A 16,799-nucleotide genomic window follows, 5' to 3' on the forward strand; every position below is an offset into this window, starting at 1 on the left:
GCACCAGGCGGGGCGGGCAGGCAGCTCAGCCCTGCACGCCCGCCTTCTCCTCCAGGTAGGCGAGGGCGCCCACACCGTCCTCGGCGAAGAAGACCAGCTCGGTGAGCGGAATCGGCAGGAAGCCCTCCGACTCCATCCGCTGGAACTGCTCCTTCAACCCGTCGTAGAAACCGGCGGTGTTCAGCAGCACCACCGGCTTGGTGTGCAGCCCGTGCTTGCGCAGCTCCAGGATCTCGGTCGCCTCGTCCAGGGTGCCCGTACCGCCGACCATGATGACGATGGCGTCGGCCCGCGCCAGCAGCTGCGCCTTCCGCTCGGCCAGGTCCGCGGTGACGAGCATCTCGTCGGCGCCCGCACGCACCTTGTGCGCAAGGAACTCCACGGAGACGCCGATCAGCTTCCCGCCGGCCCCCTGCACGCCGTCGGCCATGACCTTCATCAGGCCGGTGTCCGAACCGCCCCAGACCAGTGCGTGCCCGCCCTTGCCGATCAGCTCGGCGAACTGGCGGGCGGGCGTGACATAGCGGTCGTCGAGGTCGGCGGCGGAGCAGAAGACACAGATGTTCATGCGCCTCACTGTACGAGCCGGGACTGACATCCCGGCCCGCGAGTTCCGGGACCGGCATCCCGGCCGGGGAGGCCACGCGGAAGCGGGGACCGGCATCCGGCTCGGGAGGGACCCACGGGAGCGGGGGGGGAGGGCGATGGGCGGCACGCTCTGGCGCCCCCGGCCCCTCCCCCCTCTCCCCCTTCGGGGGAGGGGGCGGGGGGTGGGTTCGGGGGTGGGGGGGCAGTCTCACGCGACTCCGAGCCGGGCGACGGGGACAACCGCACCGCGCTCGGAACCCGGCGCGCGGGCAGCCACACCGCGCTGGTGCGCGATCAGCCGCACCGGGCTCGGAGCCGGAAAGCCGGGGTGCGGGGACAGCCACACCAGGCTCAGCGCCGACTGTGGGAGCAGAGCCGCACCGGGCTCAGGACAAGCCCCGACACGGCAACCCCCCGCGCCCCGGCGCCAGATCAGACCCCCATCCATCAGCGCCCCGCGCCCCGCCGCTCAGATCAGGCCCTGGTCCAGCATCGCGTCCGCGACCCGTTCGAAGCCGGCGATGTTGGCGCCCGCGACGTAGTCGCCCGGCAGGCCGAACCGTTCGGCGGTCTCGTAGCAGGTGTCGTGGATCCCGCGCATGATCGTGGCGAGTTCGCCCTCCGTACGCTCGAAGGCCCATGCCTCCCGCGCGGAGTTCTGCCGCATCTCCAGCGCGCTGGTCGCGACACCGCCCGCGTTGGCGGCCTTCCCCGGGCCGAAGGCCACGCCGGCCTCCTTCAGGAGCGTCACCGCCTCCGGGGTGGTCGGCATGTTGGCGCCCTCGGAGACCGCCTTGACGCCGTTGCGGATGAGGGTCCGGGCGGCGTCCGCGTCCAGCTCGTTCTGCGTCGCCGACGGCAGTGCCACATCGCACGCGACGTCCCACACCCGCCCACCGGGCACGTACGTGGCGGACGCCCCGCGCCGCGCGGCGTACTCCGTGAGGCGGCCGCGCTCGACCTCCTTGACCTGCTTCAGGAGGGGCAGGTCGATGCCCTTCTCGTCGACGACGTAGCCGCCGGAGTCCGAGCAGGTCAGCACGTTGGCGCCGAGTGCCTGGGCCTTCTCGATCGTGTAGATCGCGACATTGCCGGAACCGGAGACCACGACCTGCTGGCCGTCGAGCTCCTCGCCGCGCCGCTTGAGCATCTCCTCGGTGAACAGGACGTTGCCGTAGCCGGTGGCCTCCGTACGGGCCTTGGAGCCGCCCCATTCGAGGCCCTTGCCGGTCAGCACGCCGGCCTCCCAGCGGTTGGTGATCCGCCGGTACTGTCCGAAGAGGAAGCCGATCTCACGGCCGCCGACGCCGATGTCACCGGCCGGTACGTCGGTGTGCTCGCCCAGATGGCGGTGGAGTTCGGTCATGAACGACTGGCAGAACCGCATGACCTCGGCGTCCGACCTGCCGTGCGGGTCGAAGTCGCTGCCGCCCTTGCCGCCGCCGATGTTCAGGCCGGTCAGGGAATTCTTGAAGATCTGCTCGAAGCCCAGGAACTTCACAATTCCGAGGTTGACGGACGAGTGGAATCGCAGGCCGCCCTTGTACGGGCCGAGCGCGCTGTTGAATTCCACCCGGAAGCCGCGATTGACGTGAATCGCCCCGGAGTCGTCCTGCCAGGGCACCCGGAACATGATCTGCCGTTCCGGTTCGCAGAGCCGCTCCAGGATCTTCGCCTCGGCGAATTCCGGACGTGCGGCCAGCGCCGGGGCCAGCGTTTCCAGTACCTCCAGGGCCGCCTGGTGGAATTCCGGCTCCCCGGGATTCCGCCGGACCAGCTCCGCGTGCAGGGATGCCGGCCCGGCCGAATGGACCCCGGGCTTGACCTCAGACTGAACAGTCGACATGACTTCCGTTCCCTTCGTGACCGATGAAAAGCCGCCCACGGTCCGGATTCCGGAAGAAATCGCGGACGCAGCGGCCTGACTCGTCCCGTCGCTGCGCCGACCCTACTTGCCCCGGCCCCCGCACCCCGAAGCTGTGGCATGTTCATGAAGTACGGCAGGATGAGCCGCTCCCTGGAATCGATCATGTAAGGCCCGGAACCGTGACCCAGCAGCCGCCGCGCCCGCCGCAGACACCGCAGACACCCCCGATGCCGCACGCTCCGCAGGCGCCGCCGCCCGGCCCGGCATCGCCGCACGGCCAGATCCCGCCCAACGGACTGCCCGCCTACGGAGGCGGCTTCTCCCCGCAGCCGCCCGCTCCCCCGAAGCGCCGCTCCGGCCTGATCCTGGCCGCGGTCGCGGTCGCCGTCGCCCTGCTTGCCGGCGCGGGCTACCTGGCCTGGTCGCAGCTCGGGGACAAGGCGGACAGCGCGGCCTCGGGCGGACTGAGTACACCCGCGAGCGTCAAGTCGGCCTCGGGCGCGCTTCGTTACGACAAGGAAGCCACCGCGCGGATGTATCCGGCGGCCAAGCGCGACGCCGCGGACTACCCGGAGCTCAAGGGCCTGACGCAGACCGACTCCGTCTACGTCCCGACGGGCGGCAGCGCCGGCCCGCTGGCGGTGCACACCGGCGCCGGCAGCGTGTCCGACCCCGCCCAGCGGGTGAAGGACGCGTTCGCCCCCAACACCATGTCCAAGGAGCCGAAGGACTTCGCCCTCAAAGACCCCGGCGCACCCGGCAGCCTGCTGCGCTGCGGCGTCGTCACGGCCGGCGGGGACCATATCGGTCTGTGCGTATGGGCCGACAGCACCTCGGTCGGTGACGTGATCCCCGTGGGCGAGCCCGCCGCCTCCCCCGCGAAGGTCGACCTCGACGCGCTCGCCCGGCAGGCGCGGGACCTGCGCAAGGCCATGCGCGGCGGCTCCGCCGGCTGATCACGCGCCCCCGCCAACGGCCACGGACCTCTCGCCCACTCGGTTGCCCGGGTGGGCGAGAGGTCCGCGCGCGACTCCGCCTCAGCCCTCCTTGACGGCCGCGGCTGCCCGGTCCACCGCCTCGGCGACCCAGGCCTCGGCGGCGGCCTTGTCCACGCCCAGGCTCGTGAGGAGGCCCGCGCCGTCCTCCAGCTCCAGCAGCGCGAGGAGGACGTGCTCGGTGCCGACGTAGTTGTGCCCCATCCGCAGCGCCTCGCGGAAGGTCAGCTCCAGCGCCTTGCGCGCCCGCGCGTCGAACGGGATCAGCGCGGGCAGCTCACCGGACGCCTCGGGCAGGGACCCGGTGACGGCGCGCCGCACGGCCTCCGGTGACACGCCCTGCGCGACGAGCGCACGGGCGCCGAGCCCTTCCGGCTCGCCCAGCAGCCCCAACACCAGGTGCTCGGGGCCGATTTCGGCGTGGCCCCTCTCGCGGGCCTCGTTCTGCGAGGTCACCACGATGCTCCGCGCCCGTGGAGTGAAGCGACCGAACCCCTGGCCGGGGTCGAGGTCCGAGGACTCCCCGGCCTTCGGCACGAACCGCTTCTGGGCCGCCTGCTTGGTGACCCCCATGCTGCGCCCGATCTCGGTCCAGGAGGCGCCCGCGCGCCGCGCTTGGTCCACGAAGTGGCCGATCAGGTGGTCGGCCACCTCACCGAGATGGTCGGCGGCGAGGACCGCGTCCGACAGCTGGTCGAGATGAGCCTCGGGGTGCACCTTCTTGATGGCCGCGATCAGGTCGTCGAGCCGGACGGGATGCGTCATGCGGACGGGGTCCGCCGGACTTTCGGAATTTCCAGGATTCGCCATGCGTCAACCATAAGTTGACGCACCTTCCCTCGTCAACCATGCGTTGACGATCATCTCCTCGGCTGCCGTCACGACCGGTTCGACGACGAGGCCCCGACTCCAGCGGGCCTGGCGGGCGCGTCAGCCCCGCCCCTCTCCACTGCGTCCCGGCGCACACCGCCCGCGCCCGGCACCGCCGAGGCCACCCCGGAGGCGCCCTCGGCGAGGGCCTCGGAGGCGCCCCCCGAGGCCCCCATGGCAGCGACCTCGGCGTTGACCAGCTTCTGCATCGGCTCGGCGCAACTCCCCCCGGCGACCACCATCACCACCAGAATGGCCACCACCGTCAGCACCGTGCCCAGCCAGACCATCGTGGCCACCGGCAGGGTGTACGCGCCGATCACCTTCAGCACGCACTCGGCCACCAGCGTGCTCCCCCATATCGCCGTGAACCTCCGCTCGGCCCGCCGGAAGGGTTTTGACCCGGCCGAGAGCCGGTCCCAGGCAGCCGCCCCGGCCCCGGTCCCCTTCGTCACCCACGGCTTGAGCCCCGCGGACATCAGCGGCCGCCCCGTCCTCAGGGAGAGCAGGATCGAGATCGCGACGACGCTGCTCACCCCGCTGTCCTTGGCCAGCATCAGCCGCGGGTCACCGGCCACGGCACTGAGCCCCAGCCCCACGCCATTGACGACGAGCATGACCAGCGCCAGGCCGTTCACCCCGCGGCCCCTGGCCGGCCCCCAGACCGTACGCAGCGCGGGCACGACGCTGCTCCACCCCAGCGCGGCCACCTCGCTCAGCCCGAAGGCGCCGCTGAGGAGGTAGTACGACGCCAGCGGGACGCCGACGTCCACGATCAGCGGCAGAAGGCCCTCCAGGAGCGGATTGCGGGCCTTGGCCTTGCTCTGACTCACGGCGGACTCCCCCGAGTTGGGACGCTGGACTGCGTCTTTCTTCCACACACCCAGCCTCCGGCACACCCCCGGCCCGCAACAGTCGCGTACGTCCCGGGATCCCCATGACATTTGTCAGGTCCCGGCGGCCGCCGGCCCCGGGGGCCGTCAGTTCCGGGCCACCCGCAGCGCGTCACTCAGGGCCTCGGCCAGCCGGCGCGAGAGGAAGCGGAACTCGCGGTCCGGAACCTTCGGATCGGCGTGCATCGCCCGCGCATGACGCAGCAGTTCCTCGCCGATGTCCAGCTGCATCGACTCGATGCTGTCGGCGAGATCGGACACCATGCCGCCCTCACCGTCGGTGAGCAGAAAACAGGGGCGGTCATCGGGAGTACTCCATGGCAGCAACCGCATACGAGGGGCGGAAGGTTCGGATCGTGGTGGTTCGTTCGTCATGCGGACAAGCCTTCCCGCCCGCGTCTAGCCTGGCCACAGAACGGCGCCTACTGTGCGCTACCACTCCGCAACTGTGCGAGGTGTGCGATGCCCCAGAACAACGAACCACCCACCAGCCTCAGGATCTTCGGGAAACAGTCCCGTTTCCTGCGCGAACGGCACGGGATGACGCGCCGCGAACTCAGCGCGCTCGTCCCGTACTCCGAATCCTTCATCGCGATGGTCGAACGCGGCGAACGGCCACCCAAGCCGGGATACGTCGAGGCGGTGGACGCGGCGCTCGGCGCGGGCGGCGTGCTCCTCGTACTCATCGAGGAGGTGGCGGAGAAACACCATCCGGCGTGGGCCGAGGAGTACGTGAAACTGCAGGCGGAGGCGTTGGCGCTGCACTCCTACTCCACCCACTTCCTGCACGGCCTCTTACAGACGGAGGAGTATGCGCGGGCGGTCTTCCGGTGCGTACGGCCGAGCATGGAGGACGACGAGATCGAGCGCTCCGTCCAGGCCCGCCTGGCAACACAGAAGCTGCTCACCCGCAAACCGGCCTGCCGCATGACCTTCGTCCTGGAGGAGCCCGTGCTGTCCCGGAGGATGGGCGGACAGGCCGTCTGGGAGGGCGAGTTGCACAACCTGCTCAAGCTCTCCGGGCTGCACAATCTCCAGCTCCAGATCATGCCGCTCAGCCGGGAGACGCATGCGGGCATGGATGGCCCGATGACGCTGCTGGAGACGCCGAAGCACCACACCGTCGGTTACGTGGAGGGCCAACAGGGCAGCTACTTCCTCACAAAGCCGGACGACATCAGCGCGATGAGCCACCGCTACGGCACAATTCGATCCCAAGCCCTCGACGCCGAGGCGTCGCGCGGCCTCATTCAGCGTCTGCTGGTAGGAGAGGCATGAACACCGAACTGGCATGGTTCAAGAGCAGCTACAGCGGCGGACAGGACGAATCCTGCGTCGAAATAGCGGTCGCTTGGCGGAAGTCGAGCTACAGCGGCGGCCAGGGCGAGGCCTGCGTCGAGGTTGCCGCCTGCCCGCACACCGTCCACATCCGCGACTCCAAGGACATCTCGCTGCCGTCCCTGGCCGTCGCTCCCGCCTCCTGGGCGTCCTTCGTCGCGTATGCGCAGGTCGCGCCGGAAGCCGTCTGAGCGGATACCGGTGGGGCGGCGCCAGGTTCCGCCCCACCGTCCGGCGGCGCGTCGGACGATCACCAAAGGACCGGGGCGGAGAACTCCCACCCACCTACCGCCCCCCAACTCATCACCCCATCGGGTGACTTGGAGGCGAATCCGTCCGGAATGCGGTTACGCTCGCCGCAGTTCGGCGTCGACGTCGCACAACCGATCGGCGCGCCACAACAGGACACAGAACGGCCCCCGGCGGGACGGCAATCCCGGTCCGAGGGCCTGATCACCAGGAAGAAGAACCCTTCCCCATGACTTCAGCGCAGTCTAGCGCGCCCTCGTCCGCGTCCCCGCGCGGCGCCGGTGGCGTCATCCACATCCGTACGCGACAGACCTCCCGCTTCACCGTCCTCGCCAACCGCCTTGCACAGCGCGCCGGTAGCGCGATCACGGTCGGGGTCGCGGCGTACGTCCTCTCGCTCCCCGATGGCGCACCGATCACCATCGGCGCGCTGTGTACGCACTTCACCGAAGGCAAGATCGCCATCGCGCGGGCGTTACGCGAGCTGGAGGCCGAGGGCTGGCTGGAGCGCCGGGTCGAGCGCGGGCCGCACGGCCGGATCGTGACGCGCACCTTCGCGTACGACCTGCCGGGCGCCTCCCCGGCCCCCACCGGCAGCCCCGAACCGGAGCCGGAATCCGAACCCGGCACCGCGGACGACGCACCCGCCCCCACGGCTCCACAAGCCGTGGCCCTGCTCGCCGCGCTCCCGGAGCGTGACCGGCGGCTGCTGCTCTCCGAGCGGGAGATCGGCGGGCTCGCGCCGGCGGTCACCGAGTGGCTCGACCGGGGGGTTTCCCCGCAGGAGATCAGCGCCGCGCTCACCGGCAACCTCCCCGCGCGCCTCACCCGCCGCCCGGCCCGCCTGCTCGCCCATCGCCTGGCCGTCCTGCGGCCACCGGCCCGTACGGGCCTCCTGCCGGATGCGGCGCCCGACCGGCCCGCCGCCGTCCCGCTCCGGAACTGCGACGGCTGCGACCGCGCCTTCCGGAGCCCCTCCCCCGGCCTCTGCCGCGACTGCCGCAGCGGCTCGGCCACAGCACGAAGAGCCGCCTGAAGGGGCGGCACCTCGCCCCGTCACCGCCGTCCCTACCCGCACTGAACGCCGTAACCTGAAAGGACAGAAAATGAGTTCCGCACTCGCTGAGATGAGTCGGCCCATGACGTCTCCACCACCTCCGGACGGGCAGGAGGAAGGCACAGCCGATCTCACCGCCGGCCCGACCCTGAACCACCCGCTACCGCCCCGGCGTACTGTGAACGCGGCAGCCAGGAAAGCCCGGGAGGGGCACATGAGCGCACAGCCGCTACACCCGCACGACCCGACGCCGAGGGTCCCTCGGACGATCAATGGGATCGCCGACGCGTTGAGCGGCAGCCGGCGCATGGAGTTCTACCGGGCCATCGGGGAAGCAGAGGCCGGGCCCGAGCTTGAGCACGCCATCGCCACCTGGTGGGGGCAAGCCATGCTCGAATCCGACCCGTCACGTGAACAGCTCGTCGCAGCTGCCGAAGCGGGCACTCTGCCGACTACGACCTGGGAAGAGATCTCGCGCCGCCGCCGTGCGAACGGCGGGGAGATGCCGGGTGAGTGACGCGGAGATCTCTGGCCGGTCGAGCCTTCCACCGCCGTAGCAGAAACGCTCGCCGATCCAGCGCTCCCCGTCGAACTCTTCTCGAAGATCGTCGCCCTCACCGTGGCCATCGCCGAGGACCCGTGGCTGGACAGCAGCGAGCCCGCTCTCCAAGGCGGAGCCTGGCGGACAGTTCCCCTCCCCGATGGCGGTGGAATCGCCGAATATTTGATCAAGACCGAGGAGCACAGCGTCCTGCTGACGCGGATTTTCCCCTTCTGAACCGACCGAGCCCCGCCGGCCGGCCCTCGGCCGATCCGTACGAACGGCGGCGTCAGCCGGCAGGGGCCTCCGCCCGCGCCCTGCGCTCCGTCGTCGCGATCGTCGCCGAGCCGACGACCCGGGTGTCGTCGTAGAGGACGATCGCCTGGCCGGGGGCCACGCCGCGGACCGGTTCGGTGAAGGTCACCTGGAGTTCGGTGTCGTCGATGACCTCGGCCGTCACCTCCGTCTCGCCGCCGTGGGCGCGGAGCTGGGCGGTGTAGGTCGCGCGGCCCGGGGCCGGCGGGCGGCCGCACCAGCGGGGGCGGATGGCCGTCAGGGCCGTGACGTCGAGGGATTCGACGGGGCCGACGGTGACGGTGTTGTCCACCGGGGAGATGTCGAGGACGTAGCGCGGCTTGCCGTCGGCCGCCGGATGGCCGATGCGCAGGCCCTTGCGCTGGCCGATGGTGAAGCCGTACGCGCCGTCGTGGGAGCCGAGTCGGGTGCCGGACTCGTCGACGATGTCGCCCTCGGCGGTGCCCAGCCGCTTGGCGAGGAAGCCCTGGGTGTCGCCGTCGGCGATGAAGCAGATGTCGTGGCTGTCGGGCTTCTTGGCGACGAACAGGCCGCGGCGGGCTGCCTCTTCGCGGATCTCGGGCTTGGTGGTGAGGGTGTCGCCGAGCGGGAACATCGCGTGCGCCAGCTGGCGGTCGTCCAGCACGCCGAGGACGTAGGACTGGTCCTTGGCCATGTCGGAGGCGCGGTGCAGCTCGCGGGAGCCGTCCTCGCGCAGCACCACGGTGGCGTAGTGGCCGGTGCAGACGGCGTCGAAGCCGAGGGCGAGGGCCTTGTCGAGCAGCGCGGCGAACTTGATCTTTTCGTTGCAGCGCAGGCAGGGGTTGGGGGTGCGGCCGGCTTCGTACTCCGCGATGAAGTCGTCGACGACGTCCTCGCGGAAGCGCTCGGCGAGGTCCCAGACGTAGAAGGGGATGCCGATGACGTCGGCGGCACGGCGCGCGTCGTGCGAATCCTCGATGGTGCAGCAGCCGCGGGCGCCCGTACGGAACGACTTCGGATTCTCGGAGAGGGCGAGGTGCACACCGGTCACGTCATGGCCGGCCTCGGCGGCGCGGGCGGCGGCGACGGCGGAGTCGACACCGCCGGACATGGCGGCGAGCACGCGGAGGCGGCGGGGAGCATCAGTCATAACCACCCCAGGGTAGACGGAACCACCGACAGTCCCGAAAGCGTTATGCAGCGCATGGGGAAGAGCGGCCGAGAAGGCGGGCAGGAGCAGGGCTCCGGGAGCGCGGACAAGGGCTCCGGGGGCGGTGTCACGCGGCGTCGGGCGCTGTGGATCGGGGGCGGCGGGGTGCTGGCCGCCGGGGCGGCCGCGCTCGGTGCGCGGGAGGATCTGGCGCGCTGGTGGTGGCGGGTCCCGGGCCATGACAAGCCGCGCACGCCGGGCGCGGTCGACTACCGGGGCGCCGCGTGGGTCGCGGCGTCCCCGGAGAACTGGCGGCGCGCGGACCGGCCGGCCGACTACGGAATCGACCGGGTGGTCATACACGTCGTGCAGGGGAGCTTCGGGGACGCGCTGCGGGTCTTTAAGGATCCGGGACACGCCGCCGCCGCGCATTACGTGCTGCGCAAGGACGGACACGTGGCGCAGACGGTGCGCGAACTGGACGTGGCCTTCCATGCGGCGAACCGCTCCTACAACGAGCGCAGCATCGGCATCGAGCACGAGGGGTTCGTGGACCGCCCGGAGTCCTTCACGGCCGCGATGTACGCGTCGTCGGCGCGGCTGACGGCCGGGATCTGCCGGCGGTACGGCTTCCCGGCCGACCGGGAGCACATCATCGGGCACACGGAGGTGCCGGGCGCCGACCACACCGATCCCGGGCCGCACTGGGACTGGGACCGCTATCTGAAGCTCATACGGGCGGAGATGCGGCGCGCGGAGAAGAAGGAGAAGCCGGGCCCGTAGGCCGGTGGGGGCTCAGCGGATGATGCCGAGGACCAGGAGGACGATCCCGGTCAGGGCGAGGACGCCCGCGCCGCTGCCGAAGAGCATGACGTTGCGGTTCTCGCCGCGCAGCAGCTCCTCCTCCGACTTGGGCGACATGACGAAGACGCCGCCCTCGGCGGGGGCGCCGATCGCCAGCCTGCCGTTGCCGTCGCCGGCTTCGCCGTTGACGTAGAAGCGGCTGCCGGGGCGCACTATCCACTCCTCGTGCCGGTAGCCGATGGTTCCGTCGCCGCCGCCCAGGTCGAGGCCGATCGGGCCGATCTGGAGGCGTTTGCCGCCGGACGAGGTGTGCGGGTCGAAGCGGTCGACGGTCTTCTCCGCGCCGGTGACGGGGTGCTCACCGGGGTGGATCACCATCTTGCCGGTGGCGTCCTCCACGAAGAACGCCGTGCTGCTGGTGTGCCGGGAGACCACTTCGTTGCTGGTACGGCGCTTGCGGCTGCCGCGGCCGTCGCGGTACGTCTCCTCGTACCGCCGCGTGATCTTGTGCTGGTGCCAGACGCACTCCAGGCCGCCGAGCTGTGAGCGGAGCGCGCCGTCCTTGTGCGGGAGTGCCCGGCCGACGATCTCGCAGCGGTAGCGGAAGACGCCGTCGCCCGCGGCCTGGGTGGCTGCCGAGTGCAGTGCCCGCAGCTCCGCCACGGGCAGGGTCTCGGTGCGCTCCATCACCTGGGCGCGGTTGTTGGAGTGGCGGGCCAGCCACCCGCAGGCCACCGCCACGACCAAAGCGATCAGACCTGTCCAGATCACGGCATCTCCTCGTGGTGCGGCCCGCTCGGCGCCGCGACCCTACCCGAGGCCGGCTGCCGGGTCCCGGGCCGGGCGCGCCGTCAGCTCAGTCCCGCGCTGCGGGCCCGCTCGACCACCGGGCCGATGGCGTCCGCGAGGGCCGCGACGTCCGCGGCGGTGGAGGTGTGGCCCAGGGAGAAGCGCAGGGTGCCCCGGGCCAGGTCCTGGGCCATGCCGGTGGCCAGCAGGACGTGGCTGGGCTGGGCGACACCGGCGGTGCAGGCGGAGCCCGTGGAGCACTCGATGCCCTGGGCGTCCAGGAGGAGGAGCAGGGAGTCGCCCTCGCAGCCGGGGAAGGAGAAGTGGGCGTTGGCGGGGAGCCGGCCGGCGGGGTCGGGGTCGCCGCCGAGGACGGCGTCCGGTGCGGCGGCGCGGACCGCCTTGATCAGGTCGTCGCGCAGCGCGCCGATGTCGCGGGCGAAGTCCTCGCGGTGCGCGACGGCGTGCCGTCCGGCGGCGGCGAACGCGGCGATGGCGGGGGTGTCGAGGGTGCCGGAGCGGACGTGCCGTTCCTGGCCGCCGCCGTGCAGCACGGGCACCGGGGTGTGTTCGCGGCCCAGCAGCAGTGCGCCGATGCCGTAGGGGCCGCCGATCTTGTGGGCGGAGACCGTCATCGCGGCGAGTCCGGAGGCTGCGAAGTCGACGTCCAGCTGTCCGAAGGCCTGGACCGCGTCCGCGTGCAGCGGGACCTCGAACTCCGCTGCCGCCCGTGCGAGTTCGTGCACCGGCTGGAGGGTGCCGATCTCGTTGTTGGCCCACATGACGGTGGCGAGCGCGACGTCGGCGGGGTTGCGGGCGATCGCCTCGCGCAGCGCGTCGGCGGGCACCCGGCCGTAGCTGTCGACCGGCAGCCATTCGACGTGCGCGCCTTCGTGCTCGGCGAGCCATTCCACGGCGTCCAGGACGGCGTGGTGCTCGACGGGGCTGGCGAGGACGCGGGTGCGGGCGGGGTCGGCGTCGCGGCGGGACCAGTACAGGCCCTTGACCGCGAGGTTGTCGGCCTCGGTGCCGCCCGCGGTGAAGACGACTTCGCTGGGGCGGGCGCCGAGCGAGACGGCGAGGGATTCCCGCGCCTCCTCCACGGCACGACGGGCCCGCCGTCCGGCGGCATGCAGGGAGGAGGCATTGCCGGTGACGGTCAGCTGGGCGTTCATCGCCTGGACCGCCTCCGGAAGCATCGGAGTGGTGGCGGCGTGGTCGAGGTAAACCATGGTGCGCCGATTCTACGAGCAGCCGCCGCGGGCCGTGGGGGCGCGTGTCCGGCGCGCGGGTGCGGCCCGCGTCCACCTGCCGTGACCGGCCCGTTTCCCGCTGCCCGTTGGGTGAGGGGACCTGCCCTCTTCGTCGCGCCGGCGCACGATGCCGTCCGGCCTCTCGACACCCATGTAAGGAGTCACTAGCCTGACACTCATGACACAGACGCAGAGGACCGAGACGCTCATGACGCCGTGGCATCTGGACCGCACGTTCCGCAGTCAGGCGGGGGAGGTGCGCTGGGCCGTGCTCGGCGAGGACGCGGCGGCCGGCGACGCCCCGCCGGTCGTCCTGCTGCACGGCACGCCGTTCTCGTCGTACGCCTGGCGCACCGTGGCCCGCGCCCTCGCCGAGCGCCGCCGGGTCTTCGTGTGGGACATGCCGGGGTACGGCGCCTCGGAGAAGCACGCGGGACAGGACGTCACCCTCGACTCCCAGGCCGTCGTGTTCGGCGAGCTGCTGGCGCACTGGGGGCTGACCGAACCGGCCGTCGTCGCGCACGACTTCGGCGGGTGCGTGGCGCTGCGGGCGCATCTGGTGCACGGCGTGCGCTACGACCGGCTGGCGCTCGTCGACGCGGTGGCGCTGGCGCCGTGGGGCTCACCGACCTACCGGCTGATGCACGCGCATCCCGAGGTCTTCGCGCAGCTCCAGCCGCATCTGCACCGGGCGCTGGTGCGGGAGTTCATCACCAACGGCAGCCGGCAGGGGCTCTCCGCGGAGGTCCTCGACCGGCTGGTCGCCCCGTGGACCACCGAGGAGGGGCAGGCGGCGTTCTACCGGCAGATCGAGCAGAACGACCAGCGGTTCACCGACGACATCCAGGGGCGCTACGGCGAGATCGCCGTGCCCACGCTGGTCTGCTGGGGCACGCACGACAGCTGGATCCCGGCCGCCAAGGGGCGCGAGCTGGCCGCCGCCATCCCGGGCGCCGAGCTCCGCCTCATCGAGGATGCCGGGCATCTCGTGCAGGAGGACGCGCCGGAGCTGCTGACGGCGGAGCTGGAGCGGTTCTTCGGGTGAGGAGCGCGCCGAGGGGCGCGGCCCTCATCCCTCCAGCAGGGCGCGGGCCAACTGCCGGGACTGGGCGACCAGATGGTCCTCGGAGTCCCAGATCTCGGCGTCCTCCTCCAGGAAGCCGCCGGCCAGATTGCGGGTGGTGATGGCGACGCGGAGCGGGCCGGGGGCCGGGCGGCGGCGCACGTGGGTGGTGAGTTCGACGGTGGGGACCCAGCCGGTCAGGCCCATGTCGAAGGCGGTCGGCGGGAGGGCGTCGACGGTCAGCAGGAGGGAGAGCGGGTCGGGCTCGCGGCCGTCGGCGAGGCCGAACCAGGCGCGCATCTCGCCCTTGCCGGAGGGCGCGCCGACCGCCCAGCCCGCGGTGGCCGGGTCCAGGCGGATGGCGAGCCGGTCGGCGATGGCGGTGCTGCCGGGGATGGCGGGTGCGTCGTCGGGCGCACTGTCGGTGCCCAGGCAGTGCTCGATCGGCGGGATGGCCGGCGGCTTGGCGGTGGTGCGGACGTCCTCGGGCAGCGCGTCGAGGTCGCCGTAGGAGGCGAGCACGCGCAGCCGCTCGACCTCGGTGCCGTCCTCGGCGAACTGGATGAGGGAGGCGGTGCCGGTGGACATCGTGCGGCCGGTGCGGACCACTTCGGTGCGGATGACGGCGGGGCCGGGCACCGAGGCGCGGAGGTAGTGCGCGGTGATCGAGAGCGGGTCCGGGTGCGGCAGGGCGTCGCCCAGGGCGCGGCCCATGAGGGCGAGCAGATAGCCGCCGTTGACGGCGCGGATGATCGTCCAGCCCGCGGAGAGGTGTGCGTCGTAGACGCCCTCGGCCCGACGGGTGACCGCCGTGTCACGGTCGAACTCGCTGTTACCTATGGTCGCCTGTGCCATGGCGTGCACGCTACACCGGATGGTTACCGACCGGTAGTGTCAATTTCCCTGGCCGCAAGCGGACCGCCGGATACCGCGCCTGCCATCATGTCGCCATGCTTCACGTCCTCTACCTGGTCGGCGTCGCCGCCTTCGCGGCGAGCGGGGTGCTGGCCGCATACCGGGCCAACATGGACCCGTTCGGCGGCCTCGTGCTCGCCTTCGCCGCCTCCATCTCCGGCGGCACGCTGCGCGATCTCATCCTGAACCGCGAGCCGCTGTACTGGACCCACGACTGGGTGCTGCTGACGCTGATCATCTGCGTCGGGGTCGGCACCATGATCTACCTGCGGTTCTGGGTGCTGCCGCACAAATCGCTACTGGTGGTCGACGCCGTCGGGCTCTCCGTCGTCACGGTCATCGGGGCCCGCGCCGCCATCGACGCGGGCGCCACCCCGCTCGCCGTGATCATCCTCGCGGTGCTCACGGGAGTGGCCGGCGAGGTCATCCGCGATGTGCTGTGCGGGGAATTCCCCCCGCTGCTGCTGCGCGAGGACGTCTACGCGATCGCCGCGCTGGCCGGCGCCTGCTGCTATCTCGCGCTGTACTCGCTCGGCTTCGGGGCCACCCCCGCCGCGGCGATCTCGGCGGGGGTGGTGTTCGCGCTGCGGATGGGGGCCGTCTACCTCGGGCTGCATCTGCCGCGCCCGCAGCAGCTGCGCAGCAGGCGGGACGCGGACTGACCGCGTCCCGCGCCGGGGCCGGGGCCTTTTACGCGCCCGGCAGGGCCGGCTTGCTGCCGGTCCTCAGCCAGGCGTCGAAGAGATCGTCCAGCTGCTGCCCGGAGATCTTCTCGGCCAGCGCGATGAACTGCGAGGTCCGCGCGTTGCCGTAGCGGTGCTGCGCCGTCCAGGCGGGCAGCAGCTTGAAGAACGCCTTGTCGCCGATCCGCTCGCGCAGCACCTGGAGCGTCATCGCGCCCCGCTCGTAGACCGCCCCGGAGAACATGGTGTCCCGCTGGGGGTCGGCGACCTTCACCTTCCAGAAGTCGTCCCCGGCGGGCAGCGCGTCGTACTCCTCACGGAACGCGTCGTGGGCGCTCTGGGTGCCGCGGTGCTCGGCCCACAGCCACTGCGCGTAACTGGCGAAGCCCTCGTTGAGCCAGATGTCCTTCCACTGCTTGACCGAGACCGAGTCGCCGAACCACTGGTGAGCCAGCTCGTGGACGATGGTCGTCTCGCTGCGCACCGCGGAGTAGACCGGCTTGGACTGCACCTCCAGCGAGAAACCCGCCTGCGGCATGTCGTCGACGATCGCCCCGGTCTCCTCGAAGGGGTAGGGGCCGAAGACCTTCGACCAGTAGTCGGTGGCCTCGGACGTGATGCCGTAGACGTCGACCTTGCCGGTGGGGAGGGTCGGGTCGGTGGCGACGTAGACGGGCGTGCCGCCGGGCGTGGTGCCCGTACGGACGTCGAACTTCCCGATGGTGGCGGTGGCGAGGTACGTCGCCATCGGGCGCTTCTCCCGCCAGTGGGCGTAGGAGCGGCCGTGCGCCTCGCCGGAGCTGACGAGCCGGCCGTTGGAGACGCCGGTCAGGCCCTTGGGGGCGTCGATGCGGATGTCGTACGTCGCCTTGTCACCGGGGTGGTCGCTGGAGGGGAACCACGTCGAGGCGGCGTTCGGCTCGCAGGCGACGAAGACGCCGTCCTTGGTCTTCATCCAGCCGTAGTCGGAGCCGAAGACGATCGGGCCGCTCAGCGGCTTGGGAACGCCGCCGTAGGAGACGGTGACGGTGAACGTCCGGCCACGCCGCAAGCGGGAGTCGGGGCGGATGCGTATCTCGTCGCCGGATCTGCCGAAGTGCGCCCGGCGGCCGTTGACCCGGACCGAGTCGACCGTCAGCTTGTGCAGATCGAGATCGAAGGAGGAGAGGCTGGCGGTGGCCCTGGCGGTCAGGGTCGTGCGGCCGGTGAGACGGCCGCTGTCGGGGTCGTAGCTCACGCCGAGGTCGTAGTGCAGGGCGTCGAAGCCGCCGTTGCCCAGCTGGGGGAAGTACGGGTCACCGGCGCCGGGGGCGCCCGGCGAGGCGCCCGGTGCCGCGGCGATGGTGGCGGCCGATGCCACCGCCGTGGCGAGCGCGAGCCAGCGGGAGGTGCCACGCGCGAAGCGGGAGAGTGCCATGAGCCGTCCCTTCGAACACACGGATGAAGACTGCACAACCGCGCCGACTCT

The 16,799-nt window shown here is 71.6% G+C and carries 19 protein-coding genes; 9 read left to right on the forward strand and 10 right to left on the reverse strand.

Translation table 11 applies throughout. From position 1 onward, the window contains the following. Positions 1–25 precede the first annotated feature (25 nt). Positions 26–568, reverse strand: coding sequence for a TIGR00730 family Rossman fold protein (locus ACIRQ7_RS01115; RefSeq protein ID WP_401463284.1), 543 nt, complete (start codon positions 566–568; stop codon positions 26–28). A 489-nt stretch (positions 569–1,057) separates the two neighbouring features. After that, on the reverse strand, positions 1,058–2,434 hold the full coding sequence (gene gdhA, locus ACIRQ7_RS01120) for an NADP-specific glutamate dehydrogenase (protein ID WP_404258966.1): 1,377 nt from the start codon (positions 2,432–2,434) through the stop codon (positions 1,058–1,060). A 248-nt stretch (positions 2,435–2,682) separates the two neighbouring features. Here gdhA and ACIRQ7_RS01125 point away from each other — a divergent pair, with 248 nt between their 5' ends. Next, positions 2,683–3,411: a hypothetical protein gene (locus tag ACIRQ7_RS01125; RefSeq protein WP_404258967.1), complete on the forward strand. Its 729-nt coding sequence runs from the start codon at positions 2,683–2,685 to the stop codon at positions 3,409–3,411. A gap of 81 nt (positions 3,412–3,492) precedes the next feature. Here the strand turns inward: ACIRQ7_RS01125 and ACIRQ7_RS01130 are convergent, their stop codons facing one another. The 3 genes from ACIRQ7_RS01130 to ACIRQ7_RS01140 all read right to left on the reverse strand — a co-directional run bounded on the left by ACIRQ7_RS01130 (position 3,493) and on the right by ACIRQ7_RS01140 (position 5,588). Continuing rightward, on the reverse strand, positions 3,493–4,215 hold the full coding sequence (locus ACIRQ7_RS01130) for a Clp protease N-terminal domain-containing protein (RefSeq protein WP_404258969.1): 723 nt from the start codon (positions 4,213–4,215) through the stop codon (positions 3,493–3,495). Positions 4,216–4,328: 113 nt separating this feature from the next. Then, positions 4,329–5,153, reverse strand: a complete 825-nt coding sequence (locus ACIRQ7_RS01135) for a VC0807 family protein (protein WP_404258971.1) — start codon at positions 5,151–5,153, stop codon at positions 4,329–4,331. Between the two features lie 147 nt (positions 5,154–5,300). Beyond that, on the reverse strand, positions 5,301–5,588 hold the full coding sequence (locus ACIRQ7_RS01140; RefSeq protein ID WP_403666562.1) for a hypothetical protein: 288 nt from the start codon (positions 5,586–5,588) through the stop codon (positions 5,301–5,303). A gap of 87 nt (positions 5,589–5,675) precedes the next feature. Here ACIRQ7_RS01140 and ACIRQ7_RS01145 point away from each other — a divergent pair, with 87 nt between their 5' ends. The 5 genes from ACIRQ7_RS01145 (at position 5,676) to ACIRQ7_RS01165 (ending at position 8,635) form a co-directional block, all read left to right on the forward strand. Continuing rightward, a complete protein-coding gene (locus ACIRQ7_RS01145) occupies positions 5,676–6,491 on the forward strand; it encodes a Scr1 family TA system antitoxin-like transcriptional regulator (RefSeq protein WP_404258973.1) in 816 nt (271 codons plus the stop codon). Next, entirely contained in the window at positions 6,488–6,742 is a 255-nt protein-coding gene (locus tag ACIRQ7_RS01150) for a DUF397 domain-containing protein (RefSeq protein ID WP_404258975.1), read from the forward strand. The genes ACIRQ7_RS01145 and ACIRQ7_RS01150 overlap by 4 nt, the downstream gene beginning before the upstream one ends. A gap of 287 nt (positions 6,743–7,029) precedes the next feature. Then, a complete protein-coding gene (locus tag ACIRQ7_RS01155; protein WP_404258977.1) occupies positions 7,030–7,836 on the forward strand; it encodes a hypothetical protein in 807 nt (268 codons plus the stop codon). A gap of 235 nt (positions 7,837–8,071) precedes the next feature. Beyond that, a complete protein-coding gene (locus ACIRQ7_RS01160; protein ID WP_404258979.1) occupies positions 8,072–8,374 on the forward strand; it encodes a hypothetical protein in 303 nt (100 codons plus the stop codon). 102 nt (positions 8,375–8,476) lie between these two features. Continuing rightward, positions 8,477–8,635 (forward strand): hypothetical protein, encoded by a 159-nt coding sequence (locus tag ACIRQ7_RS01165; RefSeq protein WP_404258981.1) that lies wholly within the window; start codon positions 8,477–8,479, stop codon positions 8,633–8,635. A gap of 52 nt (positions 8,636–8,687) precedes the next feature. Here ACIRQ7_RS01165 and mnmA read toward each other — a convergent pair whose 3' ends face one another. Further along, positions 8,688–9,824 (reverse strand): tRNA 2-thiouridine(34) synthase MnmA, encoded by a 1,137-nt coding sequence (gene mnmA / locus ACIRQ7_RS01170; RefSeq protein ID WP_401463262.1) that lies wholly within the window; start codon positions 9,822–9,824, stop codon positions 8,688–8,690. Positions 9,825–9,878: 54 nt separating this feature from the next. On the opposite strand from mnmA, the gene ACIRQ7_RS01175 reads away from it, so the two are divergent. Beyond that, positions 9,879–10,607, forward strand: coding sequence for an N-acetylmuramoyl-L-alanine amidase (locus ACIRQ7_RS01175; RefSeq protein ID WP_404258983.1), 729 nt, complete (start codon positions 9,879–9,881; stop codon positions 10,605–10,607). A 12-nt stretch (positions 10,608–10,619) separates the two neighbouring features. On the opposite strand, the gene ACIRQ7_RS01180 is transcribed toward ACIRQ7_RS01175, so the two are convergent. Both ACIRQ7_RS01180 and ACIRQ7_RS01185 read right to left on the reverse strand, forming a co-directional pair. Next, a complete protein-coding gene (locus ACIRQ7_RS01180; protein ID WP_404258985.1) occupies positions 10,620–11,399 on the reverse strand; it encodes a GIDE domain-containing protein in 780 nt (259 codons plus the stop codon). 80 nt (positions 11,400–11,479) lie between these two features. Then, positions 11,480–12,649, reverse strand: a complete 1,170-nt coding sequence (locus tag ACIRQ7_RS01185; protein WP_404258986.1) for a cysteine desulfurase family protein — start codon at positions 12,647–12,649, stop codon at positions 11,480–11,482. A 229-nt stretch (positions 12,650–12,878) separates the two neighbouring features. Between ACIRQ7_RS01185 and ACIRQ7_RS01190 the strand changes: the two genes are divergently transcribed. Further along, positions 12,879–13,715: an alpha/beta fold hydrolase gene (locus tag ACIRQ7_RS01190; protein ID WP_401463799.1), complete on the forward strand. Its 837-nt coding sequence runs from the start codon at positions 12,879–12,881 to the stop codon at positions 13,713–13,715. A 24-nt stretch (positions 13,716–13,739) separates the two neighbouring features. Here the strand turns inward: ACIRQ7_RS01190 and ACIRQ7_RS01195 are convergent, their stop codons facing one another. Continuing rightward, the gene (locus tag ACIRQ7_RS01195) at positions 13,740–14,588 is read right to left on the reverse strand and encodes a thioesterase family protein (RefSeq protein WP_401463254.1); all 849 of its coding nucleotides are present in this window, start codon (positions 14,586–14,588) and stop codon (positions 13,740–13,742) included. Between the two features lie 95 nt (positions 14,589–14,683). Between ACIRQ7_RS01195 and ACIRQ7_RS01200 the strand changes: the two genes are divergently transcribed. After that, positions 14,684–15,310 carry a trimeric intracellular cation channel family protein gene (locus ACIRQ7_RS01200; RefSeq protein ID WP_404258988.1) on the forward strand — a complete coding sequence of 209 codons (627 nt, stop codon included), beginning with the start codon at positions 14,684–14,686 and terminating at the stop codon, positions 15,308–15,310. Positions 15,311–15,338: 28 nt separating this feature from the next. On the opposite strand, the gene ACIRQ7_RS01205 is transcribed toward ACIRQ7_RS01200, so the two are convergent. Continuing rightward, positions 15,339–16,748, reverse strand: a complete 1,410-nt coding sequence (locus ACIRQ7_RS01205; RefSeq protein ID WP_404258990.1) for a M1 family metallopeptidase — start codon at positions 16,746–16,748, stop codon at positions 15,339–15,341. Positions 16,749–16,799 lie beyond the last annotated feature (51 nt).

Source organism: Streptomyces sp. NPDC101393 (genome assembly GCF_044767385.1).
Taxonomy (GTDB): Bacteria; Actinomycetota; Actinomycetes; order Streptomycetales; family Streptomycetaceae; genus Streptomyces.

Bases quoted from the DNA above. Each gene is read 5' to 3' on its own strand.
- ACIRQ7_RS01115 (WP_401463284.1), bottom strand. From the start codon at position 568: ATGAACATCTGTGTCTTCTGCTCCGCCGCCGACCTCGACGACCGCTAT.
- gdhA (WP_404258966.1), bottom strand. From the start codon at position 2,434: ATGTCGACTGTTCAGTCTGAGGTCAAGCCCGGGGTCCATTCGGCCGGG.
- ACIRQ7_RS01125 (WP_404258967.1), top strand. From the start codon at position 2,683: ATGCCGCACGCTCCGCAGGCGCCGCCGCCCGGCCCGGCATCGCCGCAC.
- ACIRQ7_RS01130 (WP_404258969.1), bottom strand. From the start codon at position 4,215: ATGACGCATCCCGTCCGGCTCGACGACCTGATCGCGGCCATCAAGAAG.
- ACIRQ7_RS01140 (WP_403666562.1), bottom strand. From the start codon at position 5,588: ATGACGAACGAACCACCACGATCCGAACCTTCCGCCCCTCGTATGCGG.
- ACIRQ7_RS01145 (WP_404258973.1), top strand. From the start codon at position 5,676: ATGCCCCAGAACAACGAACCACCCACCAGCCTCAGGATCTTCGGGAAA.
- ACIRQ7_RS01150 (WP_404258975.1), top strand. From the start codon at position 6,488: ATGAACACCGAACTGGCATGGTTCAAGAGCAGCTACAGCGGCGGACAG.
- ACIRQ7_RS01155 (WP_404258977.1), top strand. From the start codon at position 7,030: ATGACTTCAGCGCAGTCTAGCGCGCCCTCGTCCGCGTCCCCGCGCGGC.
- ACIRQ7_RS01160 (WP_404258979.1), top strand. From the start codon at position 8,072: ATGAGCGCACAGCCGCTACACCCGCACGACCCGACGCCGAGGGTCCCT.
- mnmA (WP_401463262.1), bottom strand. From the start codon at position 9,824: ATGACTGATGCTCCCCGCCGCCTCCGCGTGCTCGCCGCCATGTCCGGC.
- ACIRQ7_RS01175 (WP_404258983.1), top strand. From the start codon at position 9,879: ATGGGGAAGAGCGGCCGAGAAGGCGGGCAGGAGCAGGGCTCCGGGAGC.
- ACIRQ7_RS01185 (WP_404258986.1), bottom strand. From the start codon at position 12,649: ATGGTTTACCTCGACCACGCCGCCACCACTCCGATGCTTCCGGAGGCG.
- ACIRQ7_RS01190 (WP_401463799.1), top strand. From the start codon at position 12,879: ATGACGCCGTGGCATCTGGACCGCACGTTCCGCAGTCAGGCGGGGGAG.
- ACIRQ7_RS01195 (WP_401463254.1), bottom strand. From the start codon at position 14,588: ATGGCACAGGCGACCATAGGTAACAGCGAGTTCGACCGTGACACGGCG.
- ACIRQ7_RS01200 (WP_404258988.1), top strand. From the start codon at position 14,684: ATGCTTCACGTCCTCTACCTGGTCGGCGTCGCCGCCTTCGCGGCGAGC.
- ACIRQ7_RS01205 (WP_404258990.1), bottom strand. From the start codon at position 16,748: ATGGCACTCTCCCGCTTCGCGCGTGGCACCTCCCGCTGGCTCGCGCTC.